Source organism: Pseudomonas sp., from assembly GCF_030683065.1.
Classification (GTDB): Bacteria; Pseudomonadota; Gammaproteobacteria; order Pseudomonadales; family Pseudomonadaceae; genus Aquipseudomonas.
In genome coordinates, this window is sequence record NZ_JAUXMX010000026.1 from 34,451 (window position 1) to 48,665 (window position 14,215).

Below are 14,215 nucleotides of genomic sequence, written 5' to 3' on the forward strand. Positions count from 1 at the left end.
GTGCGCCGCGCGCACCGAATACATGGATCATCCCGAAGCCGATCATGCACCGCATTACCTTGGTGCGCGCGGCGCACCCTACGACCGCTGAGCGCGGCGATGCCCATCGCGGCGTGGTACAACCTGGGTTTTGCGTCCGAATGGCCGGTCTGGGCATGCGGGAGCGGCTACCCCCGTAGGGTGCGCCGTGCGCACCGAATACATGGATCATCCCGAAGCCAATCATGCACCGCATTACCTTGGTGCGCACGGCGCACCCTACGACGGTTGAGCGCAGCGAGGCTTGTGGGTTCCCCTCTGAGGGGCGATCAGGCCAGTTGCACGTCTACGGCGGGAACGATGAGGATGGCCGCGCGCAGACCGTTTTTCACCTTGGGGTTGGGGAAGATGATCCGCGTCTCCGGCTCCTCAACTACCCAGCGAGTGCCCGCAAGGTCCTCGGCCAGCAGGTAGCCAACCGGCAGCTTGCTGAAGTTCTCGATATCCGCCGGCAAGTGCAGCTTGAAGGTGTCGCTGTGCTTGATGACTTCCCGCGCCACGGCAAACATCTGTAGCCCTTCCAGCTCGCGCCCTTGCGGCTCAGGTTCTGGCTCACTGCCTTCGATGATGTGTTGCAGGCGCTGTTCGAGTAGATCCAGGTTGACCTGCTGGTTCTGCCCAAAGGCACGCGCCTTGCCCAACTCCAGGGTGAACGACTCGGCGCCCAGCTGGGTGTAGGTGTATGCGCTGAAGGTGATCGAGCTCTTGTTGTGCAGCAGCACCGCCTCGATTCCTGCGGCGTTCAACCGGGCCAGCTCACGCACGCTGCGCGGTCGTCCCTCCTGCCAGGGGTAGAGTGCAAACTGCTCGATTTGCGAGGCGCGGATCGCGGTATGCAGGTCGTAATGCAGGCGCTCGCGCTCGGGGTTGCTGAAAAATCTCGCGGCCAGGTGCTCAAGGTCACAAGCACGCATGGCTTCGACCCCGGCATGTTGCTCGTGCTGACCATTGAACAGGCGATTGATGTCCTGGTCGATGTAACGCTCACCGCGACGGATCGCCGGTGGATTACCGAACAGGAAGAGGATGCGCGCCCGCGGCTTCAGCTCGCCACGAGCAATGCCGCGCAGCAGGCGGTCGAGTAATTCGATAGGGGCTGTTTCGTTACCGTGGATGCCCGCCGAAAGCAGCAGGTCCAGGCCATTGTCGCTGGCCACTGGCGGCGTCACCTCCAGCGCGCCCTCGGCAAGCCAGCGTAAACGCGCGCCCTCAGGCGTGAGCTGGATCTTCGCTGACGGCTCAAAACCGGCCAGGGTCAGTTCAAGCAGTTTGCCGAGGGCAAGCATAGGAGTTACCTCACTCGTGATTGCAATCAGGGCCGTGCACGTGCTCGTCGTCGCCGGGCTCTGCCGCTTCCATCTCCAATTCCAGACTGACCAGGTTGGTGGCCAGCGGGCGCAGCAGCAGGTTGGCGTATTCGCTGTCCCCCTCCTCCACGTCAACGCCGATCATCAGTTGACCGTTACCTACCTGCTGAAACCAGACTTCCTTGCCCTGCCACATCACCGCAAAACGGGTGCAGGTTGTTTCCAGCTGGGTACCATCTTCGTCTTCGAGGATCAGTTGCAGGGCGTCGCTCATAAAATCTCCACAGATTTGGACGTAGGGTGGATCACGCTTTATCGATCCACCATGGCGAGAAAATGGTGGATGTAAAAAGCGACATCCACCCTATGACCTTGCCACTTAGGCTAATTGAAAAGGATAAACCGTGCCCAGTTTAAGGATCTGGGTCAATTCATCCAGTGCCGTGCGACATTCAATCAACAATTGCGGGTCAGCCAACTCGCTCTCGCTGAGGCGATCGCGGTAATGCTTGTCGACCCAGACGTTGAGCGTGTCATACAGATCCGGGGTCATGATTACCCCCGGATTCACCGCAGCCAGTTCATGCTCCTTGAGCGCCACGCGCAAACGCAGGCAGGCCGGGCCGCCACCGTTTTGCATGCTCTGCTTGAGATCGAACACCTTGACCTCGCGTATCGGCCCGCTGCCGCTGGTGAGCTGCTGCAGGTAACTCCACACAGTGGCGTTGTTGCGGCACTCCTCGGGCACGATCAGCAACATGCTGCCGTCGGCGCGCGACAGCAACTGGCTGTTGAACAGGTAGGACCTCACCGCATCCTCGACCATGACCGCATCGCGCGGCACGCAAACGGCCTGCAGGTTACCGCCACGACGAGCGAGCTTCTCGCTCAGCTCAGCCAGCACCCTGTCGGTATCGAGAAAGGCATCCTGGTGATAGAACAACACCTCACCATTGCCCACCGCGATCACATCGTTGTGGAATACGCCCTGATCGATCACCGCCGGATTCTGTTGAGCATAGACCACCCCCGCCTCGCTCAGCCCATGCAGGCGCACCACCGCCTGCGAGGCTTCCAGGGTCTGCCGCGCCGGGTAGCGTTGCGGCGCCGGGTAGCGGCTGTCGAAGGCACTGCGACCAAACACGAAAAACTCCACCCCGGCGTCGCCATAGCCTTTACAGAAGCGCGTGTGGTTGGCCGCGCCCTCGTCGCCGAACTGCGCCACCGCCGGCAAGGCAGCGTGGTGAGCGAAGTGCTGCGTATTGGCGAACATGGCGCCGAGCAGGCGGCTGGTAGTCGGATGCTCGATTGAACGGTGGAACTTGCAATTGAGGTTGGCTGCAGTGAAGTGCACCCGACCGTCCACGGTATCGGCACTTGGACTGATGGTGCAGGCATTAGCCGACCACATGCTCGAGGCCGAGCAGCTCGCAACCAACAACGGCATGGCGTCCTTCGCTGCCCGCTCGATCACCTGGGCGTCGCTGCCGGTAAAACCAAGGCGCCGCAGTACCGCGACATCCGGGCGTTCCTGCGGGGCCAGTACGCCCTGCTTGAAGCCCATGTCCATCAGCGCCTTCATCTTCTCCAGGCCTTGCTTGGCCGCTTGCTTCGGATTTGAAGCGGCCTGACTGCTGCTCTGCGAAGCAACGTTGCCGTAGGACAAGCCGCCGTAGTTGTGCGTCGGGCCGACCAATCCATCGAAATTCACTTCATACGCAGGCTTCACAGACTTACTCCCGGAGTCAGGGTGGCAGGCAGGCTCAGGCGTTCACTTTCCAGTGAGGCTACCGGGTAGGCGCAGTAGTCCGCCGCGTAATAAGCACTGGCGCGATGGTTGCCAGAAGCGCCGACGCCACCGAACGGGGCCGTGCTCGCTGCGCCAGTCAGCTGCTTGTTCCAGTTGACGATGCCCGCGCGGCTGCGCAACCAAAACTGCTGGTAGCGTGCGTGGGAGTCGGACAGCAAACCGGCGGCCAGGCCGAACTGGGTGTTGTTGGCCTCAGTGATCGCAGCCTCGAAATCGGCATAGCGGATGACCTGCAGCAACGGGCCGAAGAACTCTTCGTCCGGCCGTTCGGTCAGCGCCGTCACATCGATAATCCCGGGCGTCAGCAAGGCGGCACCTGGCAGCGGCTGGGTCATCGCCAACAACGCCGTGGCGCCTTTGTCGAGCAACTGTTGCTGGGCCGTGATCAGCTGTGCGGCTGCGCCCAGAGAAATCACCGAGCCCATGAAAGGCGCCGGCTGTTCATCATAACGACCGACTTTGATCTGCCCGGCGACCTGCACCAGACGCGCGAGCAAGGCATCGCCCCACGCGCCCTGCGGCACCAGCAAACGGCGCGCACAGGTGCAGCGCTGACCGGCGGAAATAAACGCGGACTGGATAATGGTGTAGACCGCCGCCTCTGAATCGGCGAGCTGATCGACGACCAGCGGGTTGTTACCGCCCATTTCCAGGGCCAGAATTTTCTCCGGGCGACCGGCAAACTGGCTGTGCAGCAGGTTGCCGGTGCGGCTCGACCCGGTGAAGAACAGCCCGTCGATGCCTGGCTCGGCAGCCAAAGCCACGCCAGTATCCCGCGCGCCCTGCAACAGATTAAGCACGCCGGCCGGCAGACCGGCTTCGATCCAGCACTTGACCGTCAGCTCAGCGACTTTCGGCGTCAGCTCGCTGGGTTTGAACAGCACGCAGTTACCCGCCAGCAGCGCCGGAACGATGTGACCATTGGGCAGGTGACCAGGAAAGTTGTAAGGGCCAAACACCGCCACCACGCCATGCGGCTTGTGCCGCAACACGGCAGTAGCATCGGCCAGTGGCGCACTCTTCTCGCCGGTACGTTCGCGGTAGCTTTGCACCGAAATGGCAACCTTGTTGACCATGCTGGTCACCTCGGTGGCAGACTCCCACAGCGGCTTGCCGGTTTCCTCGCCAATCGCCTGAGCCAGCTCGTCGGCATGTGCCTTGAGGGCCACAGCGAAACGCTCCAGTACGGCGATACGCCCGTCCAGTGAACAGCAAGCCCAGTCCGCAAAGGCTGCACGGGCGGCCACCACAGCGGCCTCGACCTGGGCGGCGGAGGCCGCCTGGCCACGCCAGACCACAGCCTGACTGACCGGATTCAACGATTCCAGGGCTTCGCCCTGACCAAGCTGCCAGCTACCGGCGATGTAATGAGTGCTCATATTGTTTTATCACTCTCAGCAATTTAATCACCCGGCGTTGCCCCGGGTGGACTATTCGATTGAGCGGCACGAATCAGGCGTGAAGCAGTCAGCCGCGGGCCGACAGTGGCACCGCTCTTACCTGGTCGCCAACGGCCAACTGCAGACGTTTGGCAGTCAACGGATCGACCACCAGGGTGCCAGCGGCCAGACGTGCGGCACCGACGGTGATACGGCAGTCTTCGCGCTTGCGGTTGTGGATCAGGAAGGTGGTGGCATCGTCCCCAGGCGTGCCGATGGCCAGCACCAGCGCCTGGCTGTCACGCACGCCACGGATTTTCGCGGTTTCCGCCTCGACGGCCGGACCGGCGTCGAAGATGTCGACGTAGCCTTGATAACTGAAGCCTTCACCCTTGAGCATGGCCAGCGCCGGCTCGGTATCCGGGTGGACGCGACCGATGATGTTGCGTGCATCTTCGGAGAGGAAGCAGGTATAGAGCGGAAACTTGGGCATCAACTCGGCGATGAAGGCCTTGTTGCCGACCCCGGTCAGGTAGTCCGCTTGACTGAACTCCATCTTGAAGAAGTGCCGGCCCAGGCTTTCCCAGAATGGCGAACGGCCCTGCTCGTCGGACATGCCACGCATCTCGGCGATCACCTTGTCACCGAACAACTCGCGAAACTCGGCAATAAACAGCAGGCGCGCCTTGGACAGCAGGCGGCCATTGAGCCCCGAACGGTGATCGCTACGCAAAAACAGCGAACACAGCTCGGAGTTGCCGGTCAGGTCATTGGCGAGAAACAGGGTGGGAATCTGCCGGTGAATCTTCAATTCCTGCGAGGCGCAGACGGTCAGGCCCATGCGGTAGTTGTACCAGGGCTCGCGCAGCCCGACCGCGCCGGCCACGGCGGAGATACCCACCACTTGGCCGGCGTCGTTTTCCAGCACGAACAGGTAGTCGGCATCGGCGCGCTCGGCCTCGCCGGCGAAGGTCTTCTCCGCCCAGCCGACGCGATGCGCCAGGCGCTCCTCATTGGCGGGCAAGGTAGTCAGGCCGGCACCGGTGGAGCGAGCCAGATCAATCAAAGCCGGTAGATCGGCGGTGCGAACGGGACGAACGATCATGCGCTAACTCCTTAAACCGCAACCAGGCGCACGCTGGCGCCCTCGCCGACGCCGAGTACTTCGGCAGCTTCAAGACTGAGAGTGACCGGTTTGCCAGGCACCCAGTCGAGGTCCGCGACAATCGCGCGAAAATCCTGCAACAGGCCATTACTCACCAAGTATGCACGCCCACCCTTGATCGGCTCGCCGATCCTGACCGGCACCACACGGCTCTGGGCAATCGAACGAATCCCCGAAGTACGCGCATGCAGGGTTGGCCCGCCGTCGAAAATGTCGATGTAATGATCGGTCTCGAAGCCTTCGCGCATCAGAATGTCGAAGGTCACCTGAGCCCGCGGGTGCACCTGACCCATGGCTTCCTGCGCCGCATCCGGCAGCAGTGGCACATATATTGGGTAATGCGGCATCAACTCGGCGAGAAAGGTCCGGCTCTTCAGCCCGCACAGGCGCTCGGCCTCGGCGTAGGTCATGTCAAAGAAGTTGCGCCCCACGGCGTCCCAGAATGGCGAGTCACCATGCTCGTCGCTGTGCCCGACGATCTCCACCACCATCGCATCGGCAAACCGTTCCTGATGGTTGGCAACGAACAATAGACGCGCGCGCGAATTCAGCTCGGACCAGACGCTGCCCACCAACGGCCGCTCGACATAGAAGCTGGTCAGCAGACTGTTACCCGTCAGGTCATGGCACAGCGAGAGCACATGGGTCTTGTTATGGATCTTAAGTTCGCGGGAATTGTGCACGAAGGTTTCGTTGCGAAAGCTGTAGAACGGCTCGGAATAACCGGCCGAGGCGACAATCGCCGAGCAGCCGAGCAGGCGTCCGCTGTCGCTGTCTTCGAGGACAAAGAAGTAGCTCTCTTCACCATTGAAGCTCACCTCGGCGGCCAACGATGCATCCGACGCCGCGATCTTGTCGCGCAGCCGTCCGGCATCATCCGGCAGCGAAGTCACACCAACCGGGCTGTCCGCGGCGAGACGCTGCACTTCGCTCAGGTCGGCCATTTGCGCGGGACGCATCACCAGCATGGTGTCACTCCTTTTCAAGAAAAGCCCCAGACCGCTCATCACGAACAACCTGGGGAAACCGCAACCCGAAGGCCACAGCACACACGGAGAAAGTCATCCCTGGAAGTGGCTCGGTTTATCCATAAACCAAGCAAGCGCAGCCCGTGGCGAGCACAAACGACTCACCGCCAGGCTGTCGACTCAGGCTTGCGTCAGCTCAATGAGCGCACGTTCAAGGCGCGCCAGACCCTCATCAATATCGGCATCTTCCACCACCAGGCTCGGGGCAAAACGCACCACGTCCGGACCGGCTTGCAGCACCATCACGCCGTGCAATGCCGCGGCATCGAGAATCGCCTTGGCCTTGCCTTTCCAGGCATCACTCAACACCGCACCGATCAGCAGACCGAGGCCGCGTACCTGACTGAACACCCCGTACTGCTCGCCCAGATGCTCCAGGGTGGTTTTGAAGCGTTGCTGCTTGGCCTTCACCCCGGCGAGCACCTGCGGGGTATTGACCACATCGATCACCGCCTCGGCCACCGCGCAAGCCAGCGGATTACCGCCGTAAGTGGTGCCGTGGGTGCCGACCGCCAAATGCTTGGCCAGCGCTTCGGTGGTGAGCATGGCACCGATCGGGAAACCACCGCCCAAACTCTTGGCGCTGGAGAGAATGTCCGGGATCACCCCGTAATGCTGATAGGCGAACAGCGAACCGCTGCGGCCCATGCCGCTCTGCACTTCGTCGAAGATCAGCAGCGCATCGTACTCATCGCACAAATCGCGGGCCGCCTGCAGGTAGGCCAGATCGGCTGGTAAAACACCGCCTTCACCCTGGATTGGCTCCAGCACCACGGCGCAGGTCTTGGCGGAAACCAAGGCCTTGAGCGCCTCGATATCGTTGTACGGCACATGGCTGATGCCCTGGATCTTCGGCCCAAAGCCATCGGAATACTTAGGCTGACCACCTACGCTGACGGTAAACAACGTGCGGCCGTGAAAGCTGTTGGTTGCCGCGATGATTTCGTACTTGTCTTCACCGAACCGGTCAAAAGCCACCCGACGGGCCAGCTTGAAAGCGGCCTCGTTGGCTTCGGCGCCGGAGTTACAGAAAAACGCCCGATCGGCGAACGTCGCCTCGACCAACTTGTGCGCCAGGCGCAAGGCCGGCTCGTTGGTGAACACGTTGGAAATATGCCACAGCGTATTGGCCTGCTCGGTCAACGCCGCGACCAGAGCCGGATGGCAATGACCCAGGGCATTCACGGCGATGCCGCCAGTGAAGTCGATCAGCTCACGACCACTTTGATCCCAGACTCGGGAACCCGCACCGCGCACCGGAATAAAGCCGGCCGGGGCATAGTTGGGAACCATCACTTGGTCGAAATCGGCGCGTTGAACCGGGTCGTGCTGAACGGACATCGGAACTCTCCTGACGAGTAACACCTGCATGCAGTGGCAGGCAGTTGGTGGATTGTAGGGATTGATTCGGGGCCGGCATTGCCGCTATGCGACAACTTCTTATAGCGCCAACCCGAGGAAAACCTGAGCTTTCGCAAATGCGACAGAAAGCGTCGGGAAGGCGCAGTTTAAACGCTGTTCGCCACTTCCGTGCACAGCGCGCGGAGATTATCCACAAGCTGACCGGCAGGTTTTAGCGCTTGGCTCGTGTCGCGACACGAATAATCTGTCGCTTTCCGTGGGAGGGGCTTTAGCCGCGATGCTTTCAGCGCCTTCAAGGTCAATCGCGGCTAAAGCCCCTCCCACACAAGCCTGGCATTGAACCGACATATCATGGTTGACGCGACGCTACGCCGTGATCGGCTGCCCCTGCTCCACCGGCTGGCTACTCAGGCCTAGAAAATCGCTCAAGGCAGCTTGCTGGGTCATCGCATCCTGGTAACCCAACTCGATCAGCTCGTTGCAATAGCCGGCTTCAAACAGCAAATAGCTGAGCACCCCCGCGCCACTGGCCTTGGTTGCCCCCGGCCCGCGCAAAAACAGGCGCAGCACCGCCGACAGTTCGTGGCGATGGCGGGCGGCGATTACGTCCAGCGGCTGGCTTGGCGAAATCACCAGCACCTCCACCGGATTGAGCCCAAGACCGCGCGGGCGATGCTCCGGCGGGATCAGATCACTCATCACATTGAGGCGCTCGAGCAGTTCGATATCGCCTTCCAGGCTGTCAATAAAGGTGCTGTTGAGCAGATGCCCACCGATTTGCGCAAGGCTCGGCGGCTTGGCAGCCAGCATCGTGCCGCTGACAGCGCCGTCTGGCTCAGCCTGCGGCTTGCCGCCAACACCGATCACCAATACCCGGGTAGCGCCCAGGTGCAGTGCCGGACTGATAGGGGCGGACTGGCGTACAGCGCCGTCGCCGAAATACTCGCGATTGATCTTCACGGGCGGGAATAGCAGCGGAATCGCAGAACTGGCCAGCAAGTGGTCGACAGTCAGGCGAGTCGGCACGCCGACCCGGCGATGGCGCATCCAGGGGTCGATGGTGGCGCGCCCTTGATAGAAGGTCACGGCATGCCCGGACTCGTAACCGAACGCCGTCACCGCCACCGCCCGCAATTGACGATGACGCACCGACGCGGCGATCCCGGAAAGATCCAGTTCACGCTGCAACAACTCACGCAACGGCGCACTGTCGAGCAGCGCCACCGGCACGTCCCCGCCCAAGCCCAGCAAGCTGTGGCCGACAAAACGGCTGGCCTGACGCAACACACCCGGCCAATCGCTGCGGTACACCTGGGCGGTATGAAAGCCCTGCCAAACCTTGGTCAGGCGCCGGATCGACTCGCCAAAATGCAAGGCGCCACACGCCAGACCGACTGCATTAATAGCCCCGGCCGAGGTGCCGACGATTACCGGAAACGGATTCTGCGCGGCATCCGGCAGCAAATCGGCAATCGCCGCCAACACCCCGACCTGATAGGCCGCCCGCGCGCCGCCACCGGAAAGAATCAGCCCGGTGACCGGTTCGCTGGAAGGAGTGTTTGGCGTCATAGGGGATTCCGAATCCTTAACTTGCAGCCTGAAAGGCTGTAGGGCCTGGCAGGAGGGCGTTTCATTGAGCAACACCCCCGCTTAGGCCGCGAAATTTCCGATGTACAGCAAAAGCTTCGCGACTGAAGCCCTCTTGTCAAAAAAATAACCTGTTGTTTTATATGTATAAATTAAATCCTGACATGAATCCTGTAGGAGCCAGCTTGCTGGCGATCTGGCGATACCTGCAGATCAAAAGCATCGTCGGAGCGCCGAACCGCAGCAAGGACTAGGCGTCCCCCGGGCTCCTACACAGTGTGCTGCGCGACAGCGCGGCGTCGAAGACATTGATCGCCAATCGCGCGCGCCTTCGCTCCTCGCCACTATTGCCGACACTACCCGCGACGCTTCTTGTAGAGCTTTTCCTCACCCGGCGGCCGCGTCTTGAAGCGCCGGTGGGCCCACAAATACTGCTCCGGCTGCTGGCGGATCGCCGCCTCGATCCACTGATTGACCCGCAAACAGTCGGCCTCCTCGCTCTCCCCGGGGAAATCCGCCAGTGGCGGGTGCACCACCACTTTATAGCCGCCACCGTTGGCCAGGCGTGTCTGGGTGAACGGTATAACCCGCGCCCGACCGAGGCGGGCGAACTTGCTGGTCGCCGTCACAGTCGCTGCCGGCACGCCGAACAGCGGCACGAAAATACTGCGTTGCGCGCCATAGTCCTGATCCGGCGCGTACCAGATCACCTTGCCGGCGCGCAGCAACTTGAGCATGCCGCGCACATCGTCGCGCTCGATCACCCCCTGCAAACGCTGCTCGCGGCCACGGCGCTGAACATAGTCGAACAATGGATTTTTGTGTGCGCGGTACATGCCATACATGTCTTGGCGCATACCCAGCAGGCCGCCACCCATTTCCAGGGTAGTGAAGTGCAAGGCCATCAACAGCACGCCCTGCCCGTCGGCCTCAGCCGCGCGCAGATGCTCTAGCCCCTCGACCTGGCCCAGCTTGGCCAGCCGTGCAGCCGGCCACCACCAACTAATCGCCATCTCGAAAAAAGTCATGCCCGTCGAGGCGAAGTTTTCGCGTAGCAGGCTGTTGTGCTCAGCGGCAGACAGCTCAGGGAAGCACAGCTCCAGGTTGCGCGCGGCAATTTCCCGGCGCGCCCCGGCGAGGTGGTACATCAGCCCACCAAGGCGGCGGCCAAGCCACATCAACCACGCATAAGGCAGCAGCGCGAGCAACCACAGCAAACCAAGCCCCACCCACAGCAGCCAGAAGCGTGGATGCAGGAAATAGGCACGAAAGACTGGACGATCCATCAACTATCCCGAACAAAGCGTAAAGCGGGGCATTCTAGCACCGACGTTTTTATCACCCGCGTTTTATCAGAAATCGCGCAAAAGCGCGGCCCGGCTTGCAGCACAGCGGGGTTATCGCTATAAGTCCCGGCTACTTTCGTCACGACCGACAAGGCGTATCAGGCAGACCATGAGCCAAGCCGATCTACTCGACCAAGACCCCGTATTCCAACTCAAGGGCAGTATGCTGGCCATCACCGTGATGGAACTGGCATACAACGACCTTGAGCGCCTCGACCAGCAACTGGCGGCCAAAGTCGCCCAGGCACCGAACTTCTTCAGTAACGCGCCGTTGATATTGGCGCTGGACAAGCTGCCAGAAGGCGAAGGCAGCCTTGACCTGGGCGCCTTGATTACCTTGTGCCGCAGGCATGGCTTGCGCACCCTGGCCGTGCGCGCCAACCGTGAGAACGACATCGCCGCTGCCAGCGCCCTGGACTTACCCGTGCTACCGCCATCCGGCGCGCGCGAACGGCCGATCGAACCCAGCGACGGTAACGCCGCACCCAAAAAGCCGGAACCCCCCGCAGAACCAGAGGTCAGACCGAGCAAGATCATCACCAGCCCGGTGCGTGGCGGCCAGCAGGTCTATGCTCAGGGTGGCGACCTTATTGTCTTGGCGCCAGTCAGCTCCGGCGCGGAACTTCTCGCCGATGGCAACATCCATGTTTACGCACCCATGCGTGGTCGCGCGCTAGCCGGCATAAAGGGCAACACCGCGGCGCGGATCTTCTGCCAGCAATTGGGTGCAGAACTGCTTTCAATAGCCGGGCAATACAAGGTTTCTGAAGACCTGCGCCGCGACCCGCTATGGGGCGAAGCAATACAGGTCAGCTTGTCGGGTGACGTGTTGAACATCACCCGTCTTTAACGGATACTGCCGCCAATTTTCAGGGACTAAAAAAGGCATCTGGAAGCCTCGCATGGCTCTCGGATTCCCGTCTTTCTTTATATTTTGGGGTGAATCACCTTGGGCAAGATCCTCGTAGTCACTTCCGGCAAAGGTGGTGTGGGTAAAACCACCACCAGCGCCGCCATCGGTACCGGCCTCGCTTTGCGTGGGCACAAAACTGTGATTGTCGACTTCGACGTCGGCTTGCGTAACCTCGATCTGATCATGGGTTGCGAACGCCGCGTGGTGTACGACTTCGTCAACGTGGTCAACGGCGAAGCCACGCTGAAGCAGGCACTGATCAAAGATAAGCGCCTGGACAACCTCTACGTGCTGGCCGCCAGCCAAACCCGTGACAAGGATGCGCTGACCGAAGAAGGCGTGGAAAAAGTCATCGAAGAACTGCGCAAAGATTTCGAATACGTAGTCTGCGACTCGCCGGCCGGTATCGAAAAAGGTGCGCACCTGGCCATGTACTTCGCTGATGAAGCGATTGTCGTGACCAACCCCGAGGTTTCCTCGGTCCGCGACTCCGACCGCATGCTCGGCCTGCTGGCGAGCAAGTCGCGCCGCGCAGTGAAAGGCGAAGAGCCGATCAAGGAACACCTGCTGCTGACCCGCTACAACCCGGAGCGCGTGATCAAAGGCGAAATGCTTGGCGTTGAAGACGTCGAAGAAATCCTCGCCATCCGCCTGCTCGGCGTGATCCCTGAGTCGCAGGCTGTTCTCAAAGCCTCTAACCAGGGCGTGCCGGTGATCCTCGATGACCAGAGCGACGCAGGCCAGGCATACAGCGACGCGGTTGACCGTCTGCTGGGCAAGGAAGTGGCACACCGATTCCTCGATGTGCAGAAGAAGGGATTCATGCAACGCTTGTTTGGAGGTCGTGAATGAACATTTTTGACTTCTTTCGTGAACGCAAGAAAGAAACCACTGCGTCGATTGCGAAAGAGCGTCTGCAGATCATCGTCGCCCACGAGCGCGGCCAGCGCAGCCAGCCGGATTACCTGCCGGCGCTGCAACAAGAACTGGTCGAAGTGATCCGCAAGTACGTCAATATCGACTCGGATCAGGTGCAGGTCGCGCTGGAAAGCCAGGGCAGCTGCTCGATTCTGGAACTCAACATCACCCTGCCGGATCGTTAATTTGTATCCGCAGGCGAAAGCTGAATAAGTGGCGGCCCAAGGGCCGCCATTTTATTTAAGCCACTCACAGAACCTGTAGGAGGGGGGGGACGCCTAGTCACTTGTCCGCGAAGCTTTTAACCAGCAAGACAAAGGCTTCGCGGACAAGTCCCCTCCCACAAAGGCTCCAGCACCCCCAGCCAAGAATCCCCATGCCGCTCAGCCAAGTAGAAATTCTCCACCAGGACGCCGCCCTGCTGGTAATCAACAAACCCACCCTGCTGCTCTCGGTGCCCGGTCGCGCCGAGGACAACCGCGATTGCCTGGTCACCCGCCTGCAGGAAAACGGCTACCCGGAAGCGCGCATCGTCCACCGTCTGGACTGGGAAACCTCAGGGATTATCGTCCTGGCCCGCGATGCCGACAGCCACCGCGAGCTGTCGCGGCAGTTCCATGACCGGGAAACCGAAAAAAACTACATCGCCCTGTGCTGGGGCCAGCCGGAGCAGGACAGCGGCAGCATCGACCTGCCACTGCGCTACGACCCGCCGACCAAGCCAAGGCATGTGGTCGACCACGCAGTCGGCAAACACGCCCTGACCCACTGGCGGGTGCTCGAACGCTACGCGGATTACTGCCGGGTCGAACTGACGCCGATCACCGGCCGCTCGCACCAACTGCGCGTGCACATGCTGTCGATCGGCCACCCGCTACTCGGTGACGCCCTGTACGCCCACGAACAAGCCCTGGCCGCCTACCCGCGCCTGTGCCTGCACGCCTGCATGCTCGGCCTGACCCACCCACAAAGCGGCGAACGCCTGCGCTTCGACTGTCCCGCGCCGTTCTAGCATCACGTAGGGTGCGCCATGCTGACTGCGCATATCGCTTATCTGAACGCGTCACGTAGGGTGCGCCGCGCGCACCAATAACCCCCCGCGCCACGGCCTCAGACTCGCCCGCACCGCTCTGGATCCGACCCAAGCAAGCCGCGCGAACAGGGCCGTGCCCATGCGCGACCGCCACCCAAAAAAGCTTCGCGGACAAGGCTAGGCGCCCCCCGCAGCTCCCACAGGTTCACCGCATGACCATGTAGGAGGGGACTTGTCCGCGACAGCACTCGCCGGAGCACCGTCGCTCACGCCTGCGTGCGCAGCGCATCCGGGGTCCGGGGTCACCATGCAGGTCGTGGGCGCCATC

13 protein-coding genes are annotated in these 14,215 nt (G+C 61.5%); 4 read left to right on the forward strand and 9 right to left on the reverse strand.

Features of this window, described 5'->3' with window-relative positions:
• Positions 1 to 308 precede the first annotated feature (308 nt).
• The 9 genes from astE to Q8K09_RS06245 form a co-directional block, all read right to left on the reverse strand.
• Positions 309 to 1,325 (reverse strand): succinylglutamate desuccinylase, encoded by a 1,017-nt coding sequence (gene astE, locus Q8K09_RS06205; protein WP_305254095.1) that lies wholly within the window; start codon positions 1,323 to 1,325, stop codon positions 309 to 311.
• A gap of 10 nt (positions 1,326 to 1,335) precedes the next feature.
• Complete coding sequence (locus Q8K09_RS06210; RefSeq protein ID WP_305254096.1) at positions 1,336 to 1,620, reverse strand: topoisomerase II; 285 nt, start codon at positions 1,618 to 1,620, stop codon at positions 1,336 to 1,338.
• Positions 1,621 to 1,725: 105 nt separating this feature from the next.
• The gene (gene astB / locus Q8K09_RS06215; RefSeq protein ID WP_305254097.1) at positions 1,726 to 3,075 is read right to left on the reverse strand and encodes an N-succinylarginine dihydrolase; all 1,350 of its coding nucleotides are present in this window, start codon (positions 3,073 to 3,075) and stop codon (positions 1,726 to 1,728) included.
• Complete coding sequence (astD, locus tag Q8K09_RS06220; RefSeq protein WP_305254098.1) at positions 3,072 to 4,535, reverse strand: succinylglutamate-semialdehyde dehydrogenase; 1,464 nt, start codon at positions 4,533 to 4,535, stop codon at positions 3,072 to 3,074. Before astD ends, astB begins: the two co-directional genes overlap by 4 nt.
• An 88-nt stretch (positions 4,536 to 4,623) precedes the next feature.
• Positions 4,624 to 5,640 carry an arginine N-succinyltransferase gene (astA, locus tag Q8K09_RS06225; RefSeq protein WP_305254099.1) on the reverse strand — a complete coding sequence of 339 codons (1,017 nt, stop codon included), beginning with the start codon at positions 5,638 to 5,640 and terminating at the stop codon, positions 4,624 to 4,626.
• 11 nt (positions 5,641 to 5,651) lie between these two features.
• On the reverse strand, positions 5,652 to 6,668 hold the full coding sequence (gene aruF / locus Q8K09_RS06230) for an arginine/ornithine succinyltransferase subunit alpha (protein WP_305254100.1): 1,017 nt from the start codon (positions 6,666 to 6,668) through the stop codon (positions 5,652 to 5,654).
• A 180-nt stretch (positions 6,669 to 6,848) separates the two neighbouring features.
• Positions 6,849 to 8,069 carry an aspartate aminotransferase family protein gene (locus Q8K09_RS06235; RefSeq protein ID WP_305254101.1) on the reverse strand — a complete coding sequence of 407 codons (1,221 nt, stop codon included), beginning with the start codon at positions 8,067 to 8,069 and terminating at the stop codon, positions 6,849 to 6,851.
• A gap of 387 nt (positions 8,070 to 8,456) precedes the next feature.
• Complete coding sequence (locus Q8K09_RS06240; protein ID WP_305254102.1) at positions 8,457 to 9,659, reverse strand: patatin-like phospholipase family protein; 1,203 nt, start codon at positions 9,657 to 9,659, stop codon at positions 8,457 to 8,459.
• Positions 9,660 to 10,033: 374 nt separating this feature from the next.
• Positions 10,034 to 10,963, reverse strand: coding sequence for a lipid A biosynthesis lauroyl acyltransferase (locus tag Q8K09_RS06245; protein ID WP_305254103.1), 930 nt, complete (start codon positions 10,961 to 10,963; stop codon positions 10,034 to 10,036).
• A gap of 169 nt (positions 10,964 to 11,132) precedes the next feature.
• Between Q8K09_RS06245 and minC the strand changes: the two genes are divergently transcribed.
• From minC to Q8K09_RS06265, 4 genes are all read left to right on the forward strand, one after another.
• Positions 11,133 to 11,873, forward strand: a complete 741-nt coding sequence (gene minC / locus Q8K09_RS06250; RefSeq protein ID WP_305254104.1) for a septum site-determining protein MinC — start codon at positions 11,133 to 11,135, stop codon at positions 11,871 to 11,873.
• Positions 11,874 to 11,972: 99 nt separating this feature from the next.
• Entirely contained in the window at positions 11,973 to 12,788 is an 816-nt protein-coding gene (gene minD / locus Q8K09_RS06255) for a septum site-determining protein MinD (RefSeq protein ID WP_305254105.1), read from the forward strand.
• Positions 12,785 to 13,039 carry a cell division topological specificity factor MinE gene (gene minE, locus Q8K09_RS06260; RefSeq protein WP_305254106.1) on the forward strand — a complete coding sequence of 85 codons (255 nt, stop codon included), beginning with the start codon at positions 12,785 to 12,787 and terminating at the stop codon, positions 13,037 to 13,039. The genes minD and minE overlap by 4 nt, the downstream gene beginning before the upstream one ends.
• A gap of 101 nt (positions 13,040 to 13,140) precedes the next feature.
• Positions 13,141 to 13,866, forward strand: coding sequence for an RluA family pseudouridine synthase (locus tag Q8K09_RS06265; protein ID WP_305254107.1), 726 nt, complete (start codon positions 13,141 to 13,143; stop codon positions 13,864 to 13,866).
• Positions 13,867 to 14,215 lie beyond the last annotated feature (349 nt).

Coding starts and splice junctions, on each gene's coding strand:
- astE (WP_305254095.1), bottom strand. CDS start 1,325: ATGCTTGCCCTCGGCAAACTGCTTGAACTGACCCTGGCCGGTTTTGAG.
- Q8K09_RS06210 (WP_305254096.1), bottom strand. CDS start 1,620: ATGAGCGACGCCCTGCAACTGATCCTCGAAGACGAAGATGGTACCCAG.
- astD (WP_305254098.1), bottom strand. CDS start 4,535: ATGAGCACTCATTACATCGCCGGTAGCTGGCAGCTTGGTCAGGGCGAA.
- astA (WP_305254099.1), bottom strand. CDS start 5,640: ATGATCGTTCGTCCCGTTCGCACCGCCGATCTACCGGCTTTGATTGAT.
- aruF (WP_305254100.1), bottom strand. CDS start 6,668: ATGCTGGTGATGCGTCCCGCGCAAATGGCCGACCTGAGCGAAGTGCAG.
- Q8K09_RS06235 (WP_305254101.1), bottom strand. CDS start 8,069: ATGTCCGTTCAGCACGACCCGGTTCAACGCGCCGATTTCGACCAAGTG.
- Q8K09_RS06240 (WP_305254102.1), bottom strand. CDS start 9,659: ATGACGCCAAACACTCCTTCCAGCGAACCGGTCACCGGGCTGATTCTT.
- Q8K09_RS06245 (WP_305254103.1), bottom strand. CDS start 10,963: ATGGATCGTCCAGTCTTTCGTGCCTATTTCCTGCATCCACGCTTCTGG.
- minC (WP_305254104.1), top strand. CDS start 11,133: ATGAGCCAAGCCGATCTACTCGACCAAGACCCCGTATTCCAACTCAAG.
- minE (WP_305254106.1), top strand. CDS start 12,785: ATGAACATTTTTGACTTCTTTCGTGAACGCAAGAAAGAAACCACTGCG.